The sequence below is a fragment of the Actinomadura sp. 9N215 genome (assembly GCF_044326345.1).
In the GTDB taxonomy this organism is placed as follows: domain Bacteria; phylum Actinomycetota; class Actinomycetes; order Streptosporangiales; family Streptosporangiaceae; genus Spirillospora.
Genome location: NZ_JBIRBA010000002.1, coordinates 1 through 20,002 on the forward strand (window position 1 = coordinate 1; position 20,002 = coordinate 20,002).

11 protein-coding genes are annotated in these 20,002 nt (G+C 74.9%); 8 read left to right on the plus strand and 3 right to left on the minus strand.

Features of this window, described 5'->3' with window-relative positions; all coding sequences use genetic code 11:
* The coding region (locus tag ACH34T_RS02925) for an AMP-binding protein (RefSeq protein ID WP_395990359.1) at positions 1 to 2,215 on the plus strand (2,215 nt) is incomplete at its 5' end.
* Positions 2,216 to 2,297: 82 nt separating this feature from the next.
* Here ACH34T_RS02925 and ACH34T_RS02930 read toward each other — a convergent pair.
* The gene (locus ACH34T_RS02930; protein WP_395990360.1) at positions 2,298 to 6,368 is read right to left on the minus strand and encodes a trypsin-like peptidase domain-containing protein; all 4,071 of its coding nucleotides are present in this window, start codon (positions 6,366 to 6,368) and stop codon (positions 2,298 to 2,300) included.
* A complete protein-coding gene (locus ACH34T_RS02935; protein WP_395990361.1) occupies positions 6,365 to 6,691 on the minus strand; it encodes a CU044_2847 family protein in 327 nt (108 codons plus the stop codon). Before ACH34T_RS02935 ends, ACH34T_RS02930 begins: the two co-directional genes overlap by 4 nt.
* Before the next feature lie 114 nt (positions 6,692 to 6,805).
* Between ACH34T_RS02935 and ACH34T_RS02940 the strand changes: the two genes are divergently transcribed.
* Positions 6,806 to 7,585 carry a hypothetical protein gene (locus tag ACH34T_RS02940; RefSeq protein WP_395990362.1) on the plus strand — a complete coding sequence of 260 codons (780 nt, stop codon included), beginning with the start codon at positions 6,806 to 6,808 and terminating at the stop codon, positions 7,583 to 7,585.
* Between the two features lie 73 nt (positions 7,586 to 7,658).
* Here the strand turns inward: ACH34T_RS02940 and ACH34T_RS02945 are convergent, their stop codons facing one another.
* On the minus strand, positions 7,659 to 8,351 hold the full coding sequence (locus tag ACH34T_RS02945) for a hypothetical protein (protein ID WP_395990363.1): 693 nt from the start codon (positions 8,349 to 8,351) through the stop codon (positions 7,659 to 7,661).
* A 35-nt stretch (positions 8,352 to 8,386) separates the two neighbouring features.
* Between ACH34T_RS02945 and ACH34T_RS02950 the strand changes: the two genes are divergently transcribed.
* From ACH34T_RS02950 to ACH34T_RS02975, 6 genes are all read left to right on the plus strand, one after another.
* Positions 8,387 to 9,217, plus strand: a complete 831-nt coding sequence (locus ACH34T_RS02950; RefSeq protein WP_395990364.1) for a formyl transferase — start codon at positions 8,387 to 8,389, stop codon at positions 9,215 to 9,217.
* Between the two features lie 59 nt (positions 9,218 to 9,276).
* The gene (locus tag ACH34T_RS02955; RefSeq protein ID WP_395990365.1) at positions 9,277 to 9,804 is read left to right on the plus strand and encodes an epoxide hydrolase; all 528 of its coding nucleotides are present in this window, start codon (positions 9,277 to 9,279) and stop codon (positions 9,802 to 9,804) included.
* Positions 9,785 to 10,453, plus strand: a complete 669-nt coding sequence (locus ACH34T_RS02960; RefSeq protein WP_395990366.1) for an alpha/beta fold hydrolase — start codon at positions 9,785 to 9,787, stop codon at positions 10,451 to 10,453. The genes ACH34T_RS02955 and ACH34T_RS02960 overlap by 20 nt, the downstream gene beginning before the upstream one ends.
* 223 nt (positions 10,454 to 10,676) lie before the next feature.
* A complete protein-coding gene (locus ACH34T_RS02965; protein ID WP_395990367.1) occupies positions 10,677 to 13,469 on the plus strand; it encodes an AAA family ATPase in 2,793 nt (930 codons plus the stop codon).
* A gap of 70 nt (positions 13,470 to 13,539) precedes the next feature.
* Positions 13,540 to 17,064 (plus strand): hypothetical protein, encoded by a 3,525-nt coding sequence (locus tag ACH34T_RS02970; protein ID WP_395990368.1) that lies wholly within the window; start codon positions 13,540 to 13,542, stop codon positions 17,062 to 17,064.
* Positions 17,065 to 17,068: 4 nt separating this feature from the next.
* Complete coding sequence (locus tag ACH34T_RS02975; protein WP_395990369.1) at positions 17,069 to 19,999, plus strand: hypothetical protein; 2,931 nt, start codon at positions 17,069 to 17,071, stop codon at positions 19,997 to 19,999.
* The last annotated feature ends 3 nt before the right edge of the window (positions 20,000 to 20,002 follow it).

The following is a 20,002-nucleotide window of genomic DNA, read 5'->3' on the forward strand; positions in this document are numbered from 1 at the left end:
CCTGCCGGACCCCGACCTGCCGGATGCGCCTCCCGAGCCGCCTGCACCGCCGTCCTTCGCCTATGTCGCGTTCACGTCCGGATCCACGGGACGCCCGAAGGCGCTCGCGATGACGCACGGCGGCCTCTCCAACTACCTCGCCTACGTCCGGGAACTGTCGGGCATCGGCCCCGGGGACGCCGTCCTCCAGCTGGTCTCGCCGGGCTTCGACGCCTCGCTGCGCGAGATCCTCGGGACGCTGACCGCCGGGGCGCGGGTGGTGTTCCCCGGCCCCGCCCGGCCGAGGACACCCGCGGAGCTGGTCCGCACGGCAGCGGAGCAGGGCGTGACGAAGATCCTCGCGGTCGTCCCGACGCTGCTGGAGGCGCTCGTCCAGGCCGGGGCCGAGCACGGCGCCGTCCTCCCGGCGGTCACGGACGTGCTGGTGAGCGGCGAGGCGCTGACCCGGACGCTGGTGCGGTCGGTCGCAGCGCTGGCCCCGGGCGCCCGGGTGGTCAACCAGTACGGGCCTTCGGAGTGCACGATGACGACGACCTGGGCCGAGGCGTCCCGGGACGGCGCCGAGGAGGTCCCGATCGGCCGCCCGATCGGGAACATGCGGTGCCGCCTGCTCGACCCGCTGCTGCGTCCCGTGCCGCCGGGGGCGGAGGGCGAGATCTACATCGCCGGTCCCGGGCTCGCGCGCGGCTACCTGGGCGCGCCCGCGCTGACGGCGGCGAGCCTGGTCGCCGACCCGTTCGGCCCGCCGGGCGGCCGGATGTACCGGACCGGCGACCGCGCGGTCCGGACGGCCGGCGGCGCCCTGCGCTTCCTCGGCCGCGCGGACCGCCAGGTCAAGGTGCGCGGCGTCCGGGTGGAGCCGGCCGAGGTCGAGGCCGCGCTGGAACGGCACCCGGACGTGCGGCGCGCCGCGGTCAAGCCCGCCGAGGGCGGGACGGGGCTCGCCGCCTTCTACCTCCCGAGGGCGGGCGCCGAGGTCCCGGCGGCGCGCCTCCGCGAGCACCTGCGCGGGCTCCTCCCACCGGCGGCCGTGCCCGATCTGCTCGTGCCCGTCGAAACGCTCCCGGTCACCAGCACCGGCAAGATCGACTACTCCGCGCTCTCGGCGGGACCCTCCGGCCGCGCGCGCACCACGGGACCGCGCGACCGGCTGGAACTGGACGTGACCCGGGCGTGGACCGACCTGCTCGACGGCCGTCCGGTCGGCATCGACGACGACTTCTTCGAGGTCGGCGGCCACTCGCTGCTCGCGGTGCGGCTGGTGGACCGGCTGGCGCGGACGCTCGGCCGCGACGTCCCGCTGCCGCTGGTGTTCGCCGAGCCGACGATCCGGGGGATGTGCGCGGCGCTCCGGTCCGCGGGGCACGGGTCCGCGGGGCACGGGTCCACGGGGCACGGGTCTGCGGGGCACGGTCCCGGGCCGGACGGCCCGACGCCGCTGCGGCGGGGGAGCGGCGCACCGCTGTTCCTCGTCCACCCGCAGTCCGGGGACGTCTGCTGCTACTTCGACCTCGCCCGCGCGCTGGGCGACCGGGACGTTCACGGGCTGGAGGCCGTCGGCCTCTCCGACGACCGGACGCCCCTCGCGACCGTCGAGGAGATCGCCGCGCACTACGTCGCGCGGATCCGGCGGGCGGTCCCGCGCGGGCCCTACCGCCTGGCGGGCTGGTCGTTCGGCGGGAACGTCGCCTTCGAGATGGCGCGGCTCCTGGAGGACGACGGCGAGCAGGTCGCGTTCCTCGGCCTCGTCGACGCGCGGGTCTTCGGCGCGGACGAACTCGACCCCGGCTACCGCGCGCGGTCCGACCTCGGGCGCTACGCGCTGATCGCCCAGGCGGGCGCCGTCGACGGCCTCGCCGAGCGGGACGCGCTCGCGGTGCTCGCCCGGCACGCCGTGGAGACCGACCGCGTGCCCGAGCTGGGCAGCCTCGCCGCGGTCCGCAGAATGGTCGCCGTGTTCACCGCCAACGGACGCGCCGCGGACGCCTACCGGCCGACGGGCCGTGTCCGCGCCGGGATCCACCTGTTCAAGGCCGACCGCGTCCACCCGGTCCTGCCCTGCCCGCCCGTCGACCCCGCGGGCTGGGCGCGCCGGACCACGGGCGGGATGCGCCTGACGACCGTCCCCGGAGACCACCACGACCTGATGCGGCCCCCGCACGTCGCCGCCCTCGCCGACGCGATGTCCCGCGCCCTGGCAGCGGCCGGGCTGTGAGCGGAACCGCTGGATCGGCTCCGCAAGTGGCGGCCGGGCTCTGGACCCGGCCCCGCCCCGCCGCCCCGCCCACGCGGGCCGCTCACTCCGCCGGATAGGGCTCGCTGCCCAGGTACCGGCGCCACTCGGCGGGCGTCAGCTCCCGCAGGAGCCGGCCGCGCGCCTGCGCGATCAGGTCCGCGGGACGCAGCGGCCACACCCCGGCGCCCTCCCCGCGCCCGGCGGTCACCAGGTGGCTCCCGTACCCGGCGAACGCCGCGAACGCCACCGGGCCGTCGTGCGGGAGCCGGCAGACCTCCGCCCCGGCGGCGTCCCACACCCGCGCGGTGCCGTCCTCGCCGACCGTCGCCAGCAGCGCGCCGTCCGCGCTGAACGCCGCGGCCGTCACCCAGCTTCCGTGGTCGAGGCCCGCGAGCGGGCTGCCCGTCGTGAGGTCCAGGGTGCGGACCCGGCCGCGTTCGCCGACCGACGCGACCCGGCTCAGGTCGGGGCAGAGCGCCGCGACGCCGAGCCATTCGTGCTCGTAGACGTGCTGGGCGGTCAGCAGCCCGTCGGGGAGCGACCAGACGTGCACGGTGTTCTCGTCGCCGGCGGCGGCCAGCGAGGCGCCGTTCGGCGCGAACGACAGGGCGCTCACGTACTGGCCGAGGTCGAGGTCGAGGGCCGGGACGCCGTCCGGGAACGACCACACGCGGATCGCGCCCTCCTCGCCTCCGCCCGCCAGGGCCGTCCCCTCGGGGCCGAACGCCAGCACCCGGGCGGGCTCCGCCGTGCTGAAATCGCGCGACCCGATCCCGCCGTCGTCGCCGGACAGTCGCCAGGCGCGCACCGCACCGCCCGCCCCGCTCGCCGCGAGCCACGCGCCGTCGGCGGAGAACGCCAGCGCCAGGACCGGCTCGCCGAGCCGCAGCGAACGGGCGCCGGAGCCGTCCGAGAGCGAGCGCACCGCAACGTCGCCGTCCGCGCCGGCCACGGCGAACACGTCCGGGCCCGCGGCGAGCGCCGTGAGCCCGGGGAACGGCGAGCGGTACAGCTCCGCGTGCGCCTCGGCCGTCCACAGCGCCCCGAGACCCTCCTCCCCGGCGGTCGCGCCGAGCCGGCCGTCGGGGCTGAGGCGGATCGCGCGGACCGCCCGGTCGTGGCACATCCGCACGAGTTCGGCGCCCCGGTGCGCGTCCCAGACGCGGCCGGTGCCGTCGTCCCCGGCCGTCGCGAGCCGCGTCCCGCCGCCGTCGAAGACCACGGACCTGACCGGCGCGTCGTGCTGGAGGCGAAGCGTCTCCGAGCCGGTCCCGGTGTGCCACAGCCGGGCGGAGCCGTCCGCCGAACCGGACGCCAGCAGCGTCCCGGCGCTGTCGAACGCGACCGAGTTCACGGCCGCGTCATGCCGGAGGACCAGCGGGTCCGTCCCGGGCCGCCAGATCCGGACCGCCCCCGACTCGTCGCCGGTCGCGACCCGCTCGCCCGCACCGTCGAACACCGCCGTGAGGACGGCCGCGTCGTGCTCCAGCCGCGCCGTCTCCGACCAGCCTGACGTGTCCCACAGCCGGGCCGTCCGGTCCCCGCTCGCCGTGAGCAGCGTGCTCCCGTCCGGGGCGAACGCCACCGACCTCACCCAGCCGTCATGCTCCATCCGGGCGAACGGCTCGGAGCCGCCGTCGAACAACCGGACGCGGCCGTCGTCGCAACCCGTCGCGAAGACCGCGCCGTCCGGGCCGAAAGCGATCGCGCCGACCCACGCGTCGTGCGGCATCACCGCCAGCTCCCGGCCGTCCGGCAGCGACCACAGCCGCGCCTTCTCGTCCTCGCCGCCGGTCGCGAGGAGGCTCCCGTCGGGCGAGAACGCCGCCGTCCTGATGTAGCTGAGATGCCTGAGGCTCAGCAGCTCCGCTCCCGTCGCCGTGTCCCAGATGCGGGCTACGGCGTCGTCGCCCGCCGTCAGCATCGTCCGCCCGTCCGGGCCGAACACGACGATCTGGACGGGCAGCTCGTGCCGCAGCGGCGTGGTGCGCAGCGGCATCAGCGCCAGGGCCCGCCGCAGCGTGTAGTCGGCCTCGAACGACGGGAGCCGCCGCAGCGACTCGACCGCCAGCAGGACGCTCAGCGGCACGTCGTTCGGCCGGTGGCCGCGGACCAGCTCCGCCTGCGCGACCAGCTGCCGCGCCATCGCCTCCTCGTACAGCCGCTTGTACTGGGCGTCCTCGCGTTCCTGCCGTTCCCGGCTGGCCTCGATGAACGCGCGCTCCTCCGCGGACACCTCGCCGGGACGGTCCGCCAGCCACGTCTCCGCCTCGACGAGCAGGCTCCCGCGCAGCAGGACGGCCTGGTCGCCCTCGAACGCCCGCCACAGCCTGATCCCGTCCCGGACGCGCTCCTGCCAGATCCGGAAGTCCCGGTCGGCGGCGATCCACTCGCGGAGCCGCGCCCACTCCTGGATCAGCGTCTCGTGCGCCAGCTCGACGGTCCTGCCGGCCGCGGCGTCGCCGCCCGTCACGACCAGCCGCCGGTCCGCGAGGCGGCGGACGACCTCCCAGTCCTCGGCCGACAGGTCGTCGCCCTCCGCCAGCCGCCGGGTGTCCGGCTTGTCCTCGCCGGGCAGGACGAGCTGCACGAAGATCCGCCGCGCGCGTTCGCGCTCGTCCGGGCCGAACCGGGAGTACTCCTGCTCGGCGTAGTGGGTCAGCGCCCCGGCGACCCCGCCGAACGCGTCGTACACCGCGTGCGTCATGCGCCTGCGGCCCTGCTCGTCCCACAGCCGGGTCAGCGTGAACTCCAGCAGCGGGAGCCGCCCAGGCTCCTCCCCGACGTCGCCGAGGATCCGGTCGACCAGCCCCGGCTCGAAGCGGACGCCCCTGAGCCGCGCCGGACCCTCCACCGCCTCGCGTAGTTGCGCGCGCCGCATCGGGCCGACCGGCTCGATCGCGCCGCGCAGCGCGTCGGTGAACCCCGGGTCGGCGATGGCCTGGGTGAGGAAGTCGGCCCGCAGCGTGACCAGGACGTGGAGCCGTCCGCCCAGCTCCGCTGCGGTCGCGGTGGTCGGGCCGAGCAGGTCGGAGATGAACCGCTGCTGCTCGGGCGCGGCCAGGCCGTGCGTGTAGAGCTCCTCCAGCTGGTCGACGACGATCAGCAGGTTCGGCGGCCCGTCGCGGAAGAGCGTGCGCAGGACCGTCTCGGTGCGTCCGTGCCGGAGCATCTCGGCGAGCTGCGGCGTCCGGTCCAGCAGCTCCAGCCGCGACAGTCCGGGCTCCAGCAGCGGCAGCAGGACGGCGGCCAGCTCCCCGAACGGGTCCCGGCGCGGCCGCAGCTCCACGACCCGCCAGTCCGGCCGGGCCGAGATCCGGGCGATCACCCCCGCGTTGGCGATCGACGACTTGCCGCTGCCCGACGCGCCGACGAGCGCCGTCAGCGGACGGGCCGCGACGGTCTCCACCAGCCGCTCCACCAGCTCGTCGCGTCCGAAGAACAGGTCGCGGTCGGCGGGCCGGAACGCGTTGAGACCGCGGTACGGCGTCGGCGGGACGGCCAGCTCCTCCAGCAGCTCCGGCCACGCCGCGACGAGCGTCCCGGTGGGGATGACGTAGGCGACCCGGTCGGCGCCGCCCTGGTCGGCCGCCACGACCATGCCGCCGACGCCCTGGAGCGCCTCGATCCAGACGGGCGCGCCGCTGTAGCCGGGCTGGACGCGCCGCCCCGTCTGGCGCCGGCTCTCGATCTGGAGCCAGCCGGTGGCCTGCACGTCGGCGAGGACGCCGCCCGCCCAGTCGCCGTCCCGGCTGCCCCTGGGGAACCCGAACGTCCGGAACACGAGGCCCCACGGCTCCTCCACGTCCATCAGCTGGACCGGCTCCGCGCCGTCGGGCGCGGTCGCCTCAAGGAGGAGGCCCGCGATGTCGCCGCCCCCGTCTGCCGCCACCGGGGACCACGCGGCGACCGTCCCGGCCAGCGGCATCCTCGACACCCCGAGCAGCGGGAAGTCGACGAGGATCGGGCCGTCCGGCGCCTCCGCCGCCCGGTCGCTCGCGCCGAGCGCGGCGGCGACGACGTGCGCGCACGTGAGGACGTGCCGCGGCCCCACCAGGAAGCCCGTCCCGATCACCGCGCCGCGCTCGGAGTGGATGCGCGCGATCGACGGATGGAGCGTCCGGCCGTTCAAGCTTCTTTCCCGGGCTCCCACCGGAGGGTGACGGTCAGGTTGGCCTCGGCGCTCGTGTTGGCGATGACGACGCCGACCGCGGTCCCGAGCTTCACCGAGAACTGGACGGTGATGTCGGCGGGCGGCTGCTGGAGGCTCCGCATCTTCGTGTTGACCGCCTCGGCGGCGGTGCGCAGCCGGTCCATCGCGGCCTCGAAGGTCTCCGTCGCCATGTCGGCGACGTCGCGCACCCGGCCGGCCCGGACGATGCCGCCCTCCTCCTCGCCCTGCTCGACGATCAGGGAGCCCCCTTCGGGCAGCGGAACCTCGACATACGTCGCCATTCGATACCTTTCCCTGGCCATGCGAATACTGCCCGCGGAAGTCGTCGTGCCGATAAATTAACCGGCGCGCGAGAGCAACATCAATATCAGCCGCACGCTCCTTACGGGGGATCGATGGTCGAGGTCGTGGTGGACGCGGAGCACGGCGGACGATGGACCTCGCTCCGTTCGTCGTCCGGCCGGGAGTGGCTCTGGTACCGGGAGGCGCCCGGCCGCTCCGCGGTCAAGCCGGGCGACGCGTTCGTCGACGCGGGCGGCCTGGAGGAGTGCATCCCGACGATCGGCGGCCCGCCCGACCACGGCGACGCCTGGGCCCGTCCCTGGTACGAGCGGGGCGACCGGCTCGCCGTCGACGGCGACGGCTACGTCATGGAACGCCGCATCACCACCCGGGACGACACCGTCACCGCCGAGTACCGGGTGAGCGCCGAGCCGGGCTGGCGGTTCATCTGGGCGGCCCACGCGCTGCTGGAACTCGGCCCCGGAGCGCGGCTCGTCGCCCCCGGCGGGCATCCCGCGGTCGTCGCGGGACCGAGCGCCGGCGGCGTGCACGACTTCCCGTGGCCGGTCTTCGACGGCGTCGACCTCAGCCAGATCCGCGAACGGCACGGCACCGCGCTCATGATCACGCTCGCGGACCTCGACCGGATCACCGTCCGGGACGGCGCCGAGCAGCTCCACATGGTCCTCGACGTCGACGGCGCGCCCGCGAGCATCGCCATCTGGCGCAACCTCGAAGGCTGGCCGGACGGCGCCCCCTACCGCAACTTCGGCGTCGAGCCCATGGTCGGCCGGATCGGCGAGATCGGGCTGTGCGGACCGGGCGACGCGGCCGTCGTCCCCGACTCCGGCGAACTGTCGTGGACGCTCACCCTGACCTGTGAACCGGCCTGACCGCGAGCGCCCGGCGCCTGCGCCGCTGCCTGCGCCTGCGCCCCCGCCTGCGCCGCTGCCTGTGCCGGTGCCGTCAGGAGCGCTTCCGCATGAAGAACCCGGCGGCTCCGCCGGGGCCCTCGACCGTCCCCGCGATCGTGCTCTTCGGCCTGCTGAACAGGTGGCCCGAGAACCGCACCGAGGCGACCCGCGGGTCGCCGGACGGCCGCAGCGACACCGCGTACGGGACGTCCGCGCCCACCTCGCCGCGGAGCGCGACCTCCACGCCCGCGCAGGACAGCCGCCCGGTGAGCTCCCGCCCGCCCGCGTGCGCCAGCTCGGCGACCCCAGGCAGGCCGTCGAGGACCACGTCGTACTCGGCGGCGAAGTCGCCCGGCTCGGCGGCGCCGGTGCGGTACACGTCGGGTTCGAGCACCGGCGCCACGCTGGCGAGGAAGCCGAAGGGCTCGTCCTTCCACAGCGTGGTCCCGGCGATCCCGCGCGCGCCCCGGGTGAACAGGTGGCCGGTGAAGCGCTGCTCGTCCAGCCAGTTGAACTCCTGGATCGTCAGCACCACGCGGTGCCGGGCCGCGGGGTCGATCTTGCCGATGACGGTGAACGTGCCGTCGAGCCGCTCGTCCCGGTAGGTGCCGCGCAGGTTGCGCCCGCCCTGGACCTGGAGCGTGAGCGTCCCCGGCCAGCCGTCGTGGCTGAAGGAGTACTCTCCGGCGAAGTCCGCGGGCCGCACGCCGGCGGATCGGGGCGGGAACAACTCGGCTGCGTTCACGGGACGTCCTTCGCGAGCTGGAGGTCAGCGGCCCGGTGCCTGCTCGGACTCTGAGGCTAGCGCCTTCCGCCCTGCCGCCACGGGTCGTTCTGCTGTGCGCCGACGGTCCGCAGCACCGGTATCTCGCCGCGCTGCTCGCCCGGTCGCCCGGTCTCGCCGGGGTCGTCGTCGAGACGGGGGAGGCGCAGAAGCGGCGGCTGCGCGACGCCGGGTTCCGGCGCGGGCTCCGCGCCCGGGTCGTGCACGAGTGGCGGCAGCGGCTCCTCGGGTACCGCCGCCACCGCCGCCGGTACTTCGCCGCGCTGGAACCGGAGTGGCCGGACCTTCCGACGGTCAGGCCGCCGTGGATCAACGCGGCGGAGACGGCCGAGGCCCTCGACCGGTGGCGGCCGGACGTCACCGTCGTCTGCGGGACCTCGATCATCCGGCCGGAGATCCTCGCCAGGGCGGGGCACGCCGTGAACGTCCACGCGGGCGTCCTGCCGGGCTACCGCGGCAACCAGTGCTTCTTCATGGCCCTGTACGAGGCCGACTACGACGGGATCGGCGCCAGCCTGCACCTCGTGACCCCCGAGCTGGACGCGGGCCCGGTGCTCGCCGTCGTCCGCCCGCCGATGGGCCCGGGCGACCACGAGGAGTCGCTGTACAGCCGGTCAATGCACCGCGCGGCGCTGGTGCTGGCCGACCTGCTCTCCCGGCTGGCCGCCGGCGAGGCCCTGCCGGTGGCCGACCAGGCGCCGGGCGGACGCACGTTCCGCAACGCCGACCGCCGGCTCCGCCACGACGTCCGCTTCCTGCTCCTGCGCCTCTCGGGACGCCGCCGCTGCCCCACCAGATCCGACTTCCGCGTGACCTTTCCGTCCTGACACCGCCGCGGCCCGCGCGCTGTCATGAGCGGCAGGGCGTCGTGCGTAGGGTGAGTGCCATGCCGGACACGCCACGCCTGCTTGAGCCGTTCACGCTGAAGACCGACCCCGCGGCGCTTGAGGACCTCCGCGCACGGCTGCGCGCGACGCGCTGGCCGGACGCGCCCGAGGAGGCCGGATGGTCGCTCGGCACCGACCTCGCCTACCTCCGCGAGCTCGTCGCCTACTGGGCGGACGAGTTCGACTGGCCGGCGCGGGAGGCGGAGCTCGCCCGGTTCCCGCACTTCCGCGTCCGGGCCGGCGGGCTCGGGATCCACGTCGTGCACGCGCGGGCCGTCGCACCGGCCGGGCCCGTCCTGCCGCTGGTCCTCACCCACGGCTGGCCGGACTCGTTCTGGCGTTACGCGAAGGTCATCCCGCTCCTCACCGACCCGGGCGCCCACGGCGCCGACCCCGCCGACGCGTTCGACGTGGTCGTGCCCGACATACCCGGCTACGGGTACTCCGACGGCCCCGCCGGCGGGGCCGCTCGACTCCATCGCCGTCGCCGGACTGTGGGCCGAGCTCATGGGCGTCCTCGGTCATGAGCGGTTCGGCGCGGCGGGCGGCGATCTCGGCAGCCACGTCAGCCGCTACCTCGGGCTCGACCATCCCGACCGGGTCGTGGCCGTCCACCGCATGGACGGCGGGCTGCCGGTCTTCACCGGCGACCCGTCGGAGCTCACGGCCGAGGAGCGCGCCTGGCTTCAGAGCACCGCGGCCTGGGGCGCCGCCGAGGGCGCCTACGCCGCCATGCATCGGACGAAACCCCAGACCGCCGCCTTCGGGCTCACCGACTCGCCGGCCGGGCTCGCCGCCTGGATCGTCGAGAAGCTCCGGGCGTGGAGCGACTGCGGCGGAGACGTCGAACGGAGTTTCACCAAGGACGAGATCCTCACGAACGTCACGCTCTACTGGCTCACGGGGACGATCGGCTCGTCGATGCGCATGTACCACGCGAACGCCGCGATTCCGCCCGCCCAGCACGCCCGCCGGGTCGAGGTGCCGTCCGGGTTCTCGCTTTTCCGCGGCGACGTCGTCCGGCCCCCGCGGGCGTGGCTGGAGCGCACCACCAACGCCGTCCGCGTGACCGAGCCCCCGCGCGGCGGGCACTTCGCGCCGTTCGAGGAACCCGACCTGTACGCCGAAGAACTCCGCGCGTTCTTCCGCCCCTACCGGACGCCCCCGCCGAACTGACAACCCGCCCACCAGGGCGCCTCAGCCCGGACCGCCTCGCACCGCGGTGCTGGGAAAGTCCGTGCCTGCCCGGATGTGCGCGCCGTAGTCGTGGGGCGACCATCGGGGCGGGACTGAACACGAAGCCCGTACATGTTCGGCGAGACGCTGTTCTGGTTCTCATCGAGTTCTGATCCTGACCAGTTTTGATTGGGCAGGACGCGCTTCCGCAGGGGGGTCGGTGATGGGGCGGCAGGTCATGGAAGGGCTGGTCGGGCGGACGGCGGAGTGCGCGCGTGTCGCCGGGCTGATGGAGGACGCGAGGCTGGCACGCGGCGGTGCGTTGGTGATCAGCGGGGAGCCGGGCATCGGTAAGACGGCGCTCCTGCTGGACGCGGTCGGCCGTTCGCAGGGGCATCGGGTCGTGGTCATCAAAGGTGTGGAATCGGAGGTCGAGCTGGCCGGCTCCGGCCTGGGCGAGCTCATCGGCGTGTTCGCCGACGAGCTGGGGCGGCTGCCGGAGTCGCAGGCGAACGCGCTGCGGGCGGTGCGGGGGGCGGGGGGACGGCCCGCGGCGGCCAGCCCGTACGCGATCTTCGCCGCGGTGCACGGCCTGGTGACGCTCGCGGCGGAGGAACGCCCGCTGATCATCGCGGTCGACGACGCGCATTGGCTGGACCCGATGTCGCGTGACGGGCTGTTGTTCGTCGGCAGGCGGCTCACCGAGCATGCGGCGTCGCTGCTGATGACGGTGCGAACCCACGAACCGGCCTTGGACCATCGGGCGACGGGCCTGCCCGTGCTGGAGCTGCCCAGGCTGAGCACGACGGACAGCCACGCGCTCCTCGCGGCGCTGACCGCCGAGATCGGCATCGAGCCGCGGGTGGCGGCCGAACTCGCCGCCGCCGCCGACGGCAACCCGCTGGCGGTGCGTGAGCTGGTCGCGTCGCTGTCGGCCGGGCAATTGCGCGGTCATGTGGCCTTACCTGAGACGCTCGCCGGTGGGCGTGCCCTGCGCGGACTGATGTCCAGCCGGGTCGCGCGCCTCGACGCCGACACGGGTGAGGCCCTGCTGATCGCCGCGCTGTCCGTCGACGCGGACCTGGCGGCGGTCACCAGAGCCGTGCGGACTCCGGAGAGCCTTGAGCACGCGGCCGCCGCCGGGCTGATCAGCCTGACCGGCGGGCGGGTGGAGTTCAGCCATCCGCTGCTGCGTTCGGCGATCAGCGACGCCGCGTCCGCGCGGGCCAGGTCGCGTGCGTACGACGCGCTCGCCGCCACCGCCGCGGACGAGGTGAGGGTGCTCTACCAGGCGGCGAGCGCGCGGACGCCCGATGAGGCGATCGCCGGCGGCCTGGAGCACGCGGCCGGGCGGGCGCGTCACGCGGGCGGTCACCTCACCGCCGCCCGGACCCTCCGGCGCGCCGCCGAGCTGACCGGGTCCGCGAAGGGCCGCGCGAGACGGCTCCTGCTGGCGGCGGCCGACGCCCGCGCGGCCGGACGGCTGGACCTGGTCGAGGGCTGGGTACGGGACGCCTACGCCGCCACGGACGTCGCCGCGGTCCGGGCCGACGCGCGCACCGAGTACGCCCGCGCGGCCATGTGGTCGGGCCAGATCAACAAGGCGCGCGCGGTCTTCGCCGACGCGTTGCGGCACATCGGAGAGTCCGATCCGGGCAGGGCCGCGGAGATCCACCTGGAACTGGCCCTGCTGGAGACCATGGGCGGCCGTCCCCCCGACGCGGCCGTCGCCGCGGTCAACGCCCTGAAGCACCTGAGCGTCGAGGAGATGCGGAGCCGCCGGCTGCCCTGGCCGCTCGCGCCGCACGCCATGATCCTCAACGGTGACGTCGCCGGCGGGCTCGAACTGCTCGACCGCGGTGTGCTCGACCTGACGCCGCGCGCGAACCCGCACGCGCTGCCCGCGCTGTGCCACACCGCGCAGTCGTTCACCTGGTGCGAGCGGTTCGGCCCGGCGATCGAGCTGATCGACCAGGTCATCGAGGCCGCCAGAAGCGCGAGCGCACCGCTGATCCTGCCCGACGCGCTGGCCGGCCGCAGCGAGATCGCGCACTGGACGGGTTCCTGGACGATCGCCGCCGCCGACGCGGCCGAGGCCGTCCGGCTGGGCCGCGAGCTCGACCAGCTCGGCGCCGAGGCGTTCGCCATGACGCGGCTGGGCAACGTCCAGGCGGACCGGGGCGATGAGGCGGCGCTGGCCATGGCGGGCGCGGCGGAGGAACTCGGCACGCGGGGCGGCGTGGACTGCATGACCGCCTACGCCGACGCCATCCGCGGCCGGTTCGAGCTGGGCAGATCCAACTTCCGCGCGGCGGCCCGGGCGCTGGACCGGCTCGCCGCGCAGGTGGACGAGATCTCGCTGGGCAGCCCGCTGACGGTGCCGTGGGCCGCCGACTACGTCGAGGTGCTGATCCGCACGGGCCGGCGGGACGACGCGCTCCGCAGGCACGCCGATCTCGAAGGGCAGGCGGACCGGACCGGGCTGTCCTGGCCCGCCGCGGCCGCCGCCCGGTGCCGCGGGCTGCTCGCCTCGGGCGACGCGGCCGACGAGCACTTCGAGGAGGCGATGAGCCGGCACGCCCGGGTCGACGTCCCGTTCGAGCGGGCCCGCACGCTCCTGTGCTGGGGCAACAGCCTGCTGAGCCGGCGGGCTCGGCAGCCGGCCCGCGCCGGCGAACTGCTGGCCGACGCGCTGCGAACCTTCGAGCGGCTTCGCGCCACGCCCTGGATCCGGCAGGCCCAGGCGGCGCTGACCGCCGCGGGCGTGGCCGTGCCGGCCACCGCCAGGACGTCGGGGCTCGACGACCTCACGGCGCAGGAACTGCAGGTCTCGCTGGCGGTGGCCCGCGGGCTCAGCAATCCGGAGGTCGGCGCCGCGCTGTTCATCTCCCGCAAGACCGTGGAGCGGCACCTGTCCGCGGTCTACCGCAAGCTGGGCCTGCGTTCCCGTACCGAGCTCACCGCCCACGTCACCCGCAACGGCCGGGCGGATCGAGAGGCCGTCGCGTCAAGTTGAGGGAGTTCCCCGAAGCGCCCTGCTCCGCAGGCCGGGTGGGATGTACGGCAGGCGGGAAGGGGGACGGGGCATGGGCGCCGGCGGCGTGGACGCGTACGGGATCGCACAGGTCACAGTGGGTGCGAGGGGGATCCATCTGTCCTGGAGCGGGCCACGGTCGTGGCTGTACGCGCCGGGCGGCTGGACGGTGCGGCGCCGGTTCGCGCGCGGCCGGGAGGCGCTGAACTGCCGGCAGCTCGACGCCGCGGCGATCGCGGAGCTGCGGTCGACCCGGGAGGCGATGCTGGATCTCGGCGTCGTCACGTTGCGGCCGGGCAGATGGCTCGATCCGCTGGACGGCACGGGGTCGCCGGACGGCGGGACACCGGCCGAGGTGTTCCACATCGATCTCATCGACGACCACCCGCTGGTGCGGATCGCCGTCACGGCCGGATCGTCCTTGGCCGTCGCCTACTGCGAGGGCCGGACGGTCGCCGTGCAAGGGCCGTCCCCAGGACAGACCGAGCACATGCTGCGGGCGCCGCGGATCGACGCGGTGGAGGTCGTGACCCACGATCCGACGGCGGTACGGGTCTGCGTCGAGTTTCCCGGCGACGAGGCGACCGGGTGGCAGGACGCGACGGTGGTCGTCCGGGACCTGACGCTACCGTTCGGCGAGGTGATGCCCTCGCTGGTCACGGAGGCCGACGAGCTGGCCGAGGCCAGGCGCCGGCTGCTGCCAGGGGAGAGCATCTCGGCGGAGGAGTTCGGCAGGGTCGCCCGGGTGGTCCGGCCGATCCTGCGGGCCGCGGGGACGCGCCCGTCCGAGCTCGCGCTGCTGATCCGGGAGGAGTCCGGCGCCGACGACGACGATGAGGTCCGGGGACTCGACTCGCTGAGCGTCCTGCTGGCGCATCCGAAATGGCGGCGAGTCCTGGGGTTCGGATTGTTCGACGACGATCCCGCGCTGCTCAACGGGGGCCGCTACGAATACCGGATCAGCGCGGAATTCCCGGCCGAGGACCTGGCCGACGCCAACCACGGCTTCGCGACCGTGCCGTCCGGGACGCTGCTGCCCGCCGACTTCTCGATCGGCGGCGTCCGGATCCGGCTGCCGCAGCCGGTGATCGTCGGCCTCACTGCGGCGGCGTCCGGCGATCCGGTGCGGGTCATCAGGCGCGGCATCGCGCTGGAGCCGCGCCACGACTCGTTCTGGGTCACGCCGTCGCTCGACGACTGGAGCCTGGTCGCGGACTTCCCGGCGCCGGCGACGTCCGTGATCCTCGAACTCGCCGAAGGTCACGACCTCGTGTTCGACACGGTGCACGGCGCCGGGCAGGTGCCCCCGGGCACGGCGCCGCGGCTCATGTTCGGAGGGCCGGCGGGCCGGCTGCGGTTGCGGGGGAAGGGTTTCCTGCACGCGCTGCGGGTCTCGACGGCGAACGACGCCCCGGCGGAGGCGTACGTCGTGACGCCCCCCATCGTCCTGACCGACACCCCGCCGCCCGCGGCCCCGCTGAACGCCTCCGCGGCGAACCTGCAATCGCCCCAGGGCTCGGCGCAGTCGGTCGCGGGAGCCCGGCATGAGCTCGGCTTCCGGGTCTCCTGGCGGCCTTCACCCGCGTTCGGCCTGACCGGCTGGCCGCTGGACGCCCAGTCGCCCCCGCCGCTGGACGCCGCGATCTTCGAGGTGCAGCGCCGGGCGGAGGACGGCTGGGCGCCCGTCCACGAGGACGAGAACTGGACCCTCGGGGACCGGGACGCCGGGATCCGCGATCCGCGGCTGCACCCGGGCGCCGAACTGATGCTGGCGTTCCCGGAGACGGCGGGCCGCCCCGCCGGCGGCGACCACGATCTGAGCCTGATGGACGTCCTCCCGTCGGGGCCCGAGCCCGGTACGTCCGTCCGCTACCGGGTCCGCGCCGTCGACGCGATCGGACGGCCCAGCCCGACGTGGACGGAGACGGCACCGCTCCGGCTGGAGAAACACGCTCCCCCGCCCGTGCCGATCGAGGTCGCGGCGCGCGTGCTGGTGCGCGGAGCGTCCGACCTGACCGCGGCCGAGCAGGACCTGCTCGGCACCGGCGACAACGCGATCGTGCTGCGCTGGAGCTGGCAGGCGGAACAACGCGGACAGGACGACTACGCGCGCGAGTTCCGGATCTATGCCGCGCCGCCGCTGAACGTCGTCCACGGGCAGGTTCTGAAGGTGACGGCGCTCAGCACCGGACCGGTCACGTCGTACGGCCTGGATCTGCGGCTCGACCGGCCCGTCCAGGCCGACCTGGCCGCCGGGCGGCGGCTGCGCGCCGGACACCCGTTCCTGATCCGCGCGCACACCGGCGGCACCACGGTGTCCATGGTCGTCGAGACCCGGCTGCCGGTCGGCGGCGCGGCGCCGGTGCCCGCCCTCGGCCCGATACGGCTCGACCACCCGCTCACGCCCGGCCTGACCCGCCCGCCGGCCTGGGCGGAACGGATCCAGGCCGTCCCGATCACCGGCGCCACGGCGTATGAGGTGGTGCTGCGCGACCGGCTCACCCTCACCCCAGGCCATCCCGCGGACGCGTTGTGGGTCGGGGTCAGCGCCGCCGACGACCAGCCGTACGTCGCGGATCAGCGCGCGGACGCGGAATCGCGCCCAGGCAACGAGAGCGCGATCGCGCCGGTCGTCGCCTCCGGGCGCTACGCCGGCCGGCCGGTGCTGGAGATCCCGCCGCCGCTCGCGGCGGTTCCGCGCCTGCGGACCCCGGAGCCCGGCGCGGAGCCGCTGCGCTTCCCGCTGGACCTCACGGCCTACCTCCCGCCCGCGGCGTTCCAGGCCGGACGGCTCCGGTACGAACGCGTCGCCGCCGGCGCGCTGATCGAGGCGTGCCGCGCCACGTCCGGCGGGCGGGTGCACGCGGTCCCGGTCGAGCCCGCGGCGCCCGGCGACGCCGAGGTCGAGATCGCGGTGCCCAACGAGGCGGACCGCGCCGAGCTCGTCGCCGCGCTCCAGTCCGGCGTCAGCACCGCGGTGAGCGACCGGTTCCTGGTGTATCTGGCGGGCCGGCACGCCTACCGCGACCGGCTGTTCGCCGCGGCCCACGGCGAACCGGCGCCGCCGGGGCCGTTCACCGAGGTCCTGCCGCCCGCCGCGGACCGGTGGATCTACCGGGTCCGCGCGGTCGACGCGGCCGGTCAGGTCTCGGCGGGATCGGCGACCGCCCGGGTCGTGGTCCGGGTGCCGTCGCTCATGCCCGGCGTCGCCCCCTTCCGGCTGCGCGGGGCCGACGGGCTGCGGATCGCGGTGCCGGCCGACCCGGCCGTGAGCCACGTACTGCTCTTCCAGGCCCCGTCGACGGCGTCCGGCCCGGTCGAGGTCACCGAGATCAGCCGGGTGCCGAACCGGCCGGACCTGCCGCCCGGCGGCGGGCTGTGGCTGCGCACGCCGGACGGCGGCATGCTGGCCCCGACCGTGCTCCCGATGACCGGCCCGGACGTCGTGACCGATCCGAACGGGACGCGCGAGCTCACCGTGCCGGTGACCGGAGAACGCACCCGGGTCTGGCTGGCGACCCTGACGCACGACGGCGTCCCGTCGTGCCTGATCGGCCCGTACACGGTGGAGGTGTGACCCGATGCCGACCTTCACGCCCTTCGTGCCCGCGACCGGGGTCCGCCGGGACGGCCCCGACCTGCCCGTGGCGCTGCCCGATCCGCCGCGCGGCGCCGCCGAGCCGATCGTCCGGGACGGGGTCGCACGCCATGCCGGCGCGACCGTCGTCTGGCTGCGGCTCGCGGCCGAGGGCACGTCGCCGTTCCGGTTGGCGGCGCCGGTCACCGGCACGTGCCGCCGGGTGACGGTGGCCGGCCTGCCCGGTGTGACGGTGGCCGCCGAGCTTTCGCCGCTTCCGTTCGAGGGCGCCGACGTGCTGCGGCGGCTCCCCGGATATCCCACGTTCTACCTGGCGCCGGTCACCACCGGCCCCCTGCCCGCCGAGAACCACCTGATACGCGTCGACAGCACGATCGGTTTCGTCGCCGCCGCGTACGCCGGGCTGCTGTTCGACGACCGGGTCGCGCTGTCGCCCGCGGCCTGGGTGGAGCAGATCGCGCTGGCCATGACCGGGCTGGACGACGCCCTCGCGGTCACCGCCTGGCGGGGGCTCGGCCGGTTCGCGTCCGGCGGGAGGTCGGTCCGGGTCCTCGACCACGTCGGACGGCCCGCCGCCGGTGCCGGCTTCCAGGTGAACGCGTCCTTCGTCACCGCGGGAGCGGACGGGACGCTGCCGCTGCCGCCCGGGGACGTGCAGCTGGCCTGGCAGGCCGTCCGGCCCGTGCACGCCCTGTACGAGAACGGGCTGGCCGCACCGGACGACCGGACCACGAGCACCCCTCCGGGCACGCCGCTGACCATTCCCGCCGCGCTGACGGCCGGGCATCTGCAGCTGCTCGACGCCGCGAGCTGGTTCGCCGACCGGCCGCCGCGGCTCGCCGAGGGGCTCGGGCACGTCCGGCAGGACAGCAGGATGGAGCCGCTGGTCGACGGCGTCTCGACCTTCCGCTCGCTGCTCGCCGACCTGCGCGCCGCCGATGCTGCGCATTTCGCGGGATGGTCGTTCGACGACGTCCCGCTCGACCTGGCCGATCCCGAAGGGTCGATGTTCACCGAAGTGATCCGCGGCCTCGGGGACGGCGACGACGGCGAAGGCGCGCGGTTCCTGATGGACAAGCTCCTGGAGTTCCGCCAGGACGCGCCGTCCGACGACGTCAGCCGCCTGATGGTGCTGCTGCTGACCCTCGGCGTCGACGCACTCATCGTGGCGTCCCTGTCGAAGAAGCTCAAAACCGACGACTACGGCTACCTCGCCCTTCTGAGCGTCAACGTCGTTCTCGCGCTGGCGGCCAACCCCCTCATCGAATTCCTGAAGGGCGTGCTCGAAGACTCCCTCGACCACAGCAAGGGAATGGCCGCCGTCCTCGACGAGATGCGCCCGGGAATCGCGCTGCGGGCCCGGCACCCGGCGCGGTTCGCCGACAATCCCCTCGTCCCGCTGGTCGACAACCCGGTGGACATCGATCCCGCGCAGTTCATCGACGGGCCGACGAGCTGGCACCAGAAATTCCAGGTCGTGCGTCGCGTGGACGGCGAAGTGGTCGGATACGCCGGCGGGATCGACGTCACCCGCAACCGGCTGGACACCCCCGGCCACCATGGAAAGGCGTGGCGCCCGCCCGGCGAGATCTCCAGCAGTCCCAAGGTCGACCCGTTTCACGACGTGCACGCCCGCGTCACCGGCCCGGCCGCGGCCGATCTCGCGCTGACCTTCGCCCGCCGCTGGGAGTTCGACGCCGGCCGCCGGCCGTCCGGCACGCCGGCGCTGGACCTGGCCTTCCCGACCCCGGACGCCGGCACCGTGCCGCCGCAGCCCGCCCGGCACCTGGTCCAGATCGCGCGCACCGGCTTCGCGCCGGACCCGGGCGGCGGCAGCACGCCGCTGCCGTGGTCACCGGCCGGTGAGGCCACGATCGAGCAGGCGACCCTCCGCGCGATCGGGCAGGCGCGGGAGTACATCTACATCGAGGACCAGTACTTCACCCCGCACGACGGGTACGTCCACGCGCTGGTCGAGGCGGCCGCCCGCGACCCGAGGCCGCGGCTGCTGATCGTGCTCACCGGCGGACCCGACCAGGTCGTCGGCGACATCCGGCGGCGGCAGATCTTCCAGCGGCTGGACGAGGCCTGGGGCGACCGCATGATCGTCGGCACCGTCGTCCGGCGTCCGGTGCTGGGCGACGCCGAGCGGGTGGCGGCCAAGGGACGGCTGATCTTGCTGGAACCGCTCGGGAAGTCGGACGGGGACGCGCTGGTCACCCTCGGGCCGCGGTCGCGGCTGCCCGGCGGCGTCCCGTTCTGGCTCTGGGTCGAAGGGGAGCGGATGCTCGCGGTCGAGGACCGCGGCGACGTGGCGGCCGCCGTCCCGGCACGCCGGTACCTGGTACGGCGATCGGGCGGTTCCGGGGCGCTGTGGGAGGCCAGGCCCCGGGCACACGCCCCGGGGTCCCCGGTGAGCCTGCACCAGGTCACCGGCATCTACGTGCACACCAAGGCGATCATGGTGGACGACGTCTTCGCCGGGATCGGCTCGTGCAACGCCAACCGGCGCGGGTTCTTCCACGACGGGGAGATCACCGCGTTCGCCGTCCCGGAAAGGCTCAAGGCGGCGCGGGACAACCCGGCGCTGGCGCTGCGGACCGCGTTGTGGGCCGAGCATCTGGGGATTCCGCCCGCGATGGGCCGCGCGTTGCTGGCCGATCCGGTGGCCGCGTTCGAGCTGTTCCGCCGGCCGGTCGTCAACGGCAACCGGCTCAGCACGTTCGGGGTGCTCGGCGTCACCCCGGAATACGGGTTCCCCAGCGAATCCGCGACCTGGAAGAAGCTGCTGTCGTTTCCCGGAGTGCCGACCTTCGAGCTGGCCATCATCCCGTACCTCTGGAACGTCTTCGCCGAATCCACCACCGCCAACGACCCCGATCCGACGATCGGCCCCGAACTCGGCCAGGTGTGAGGT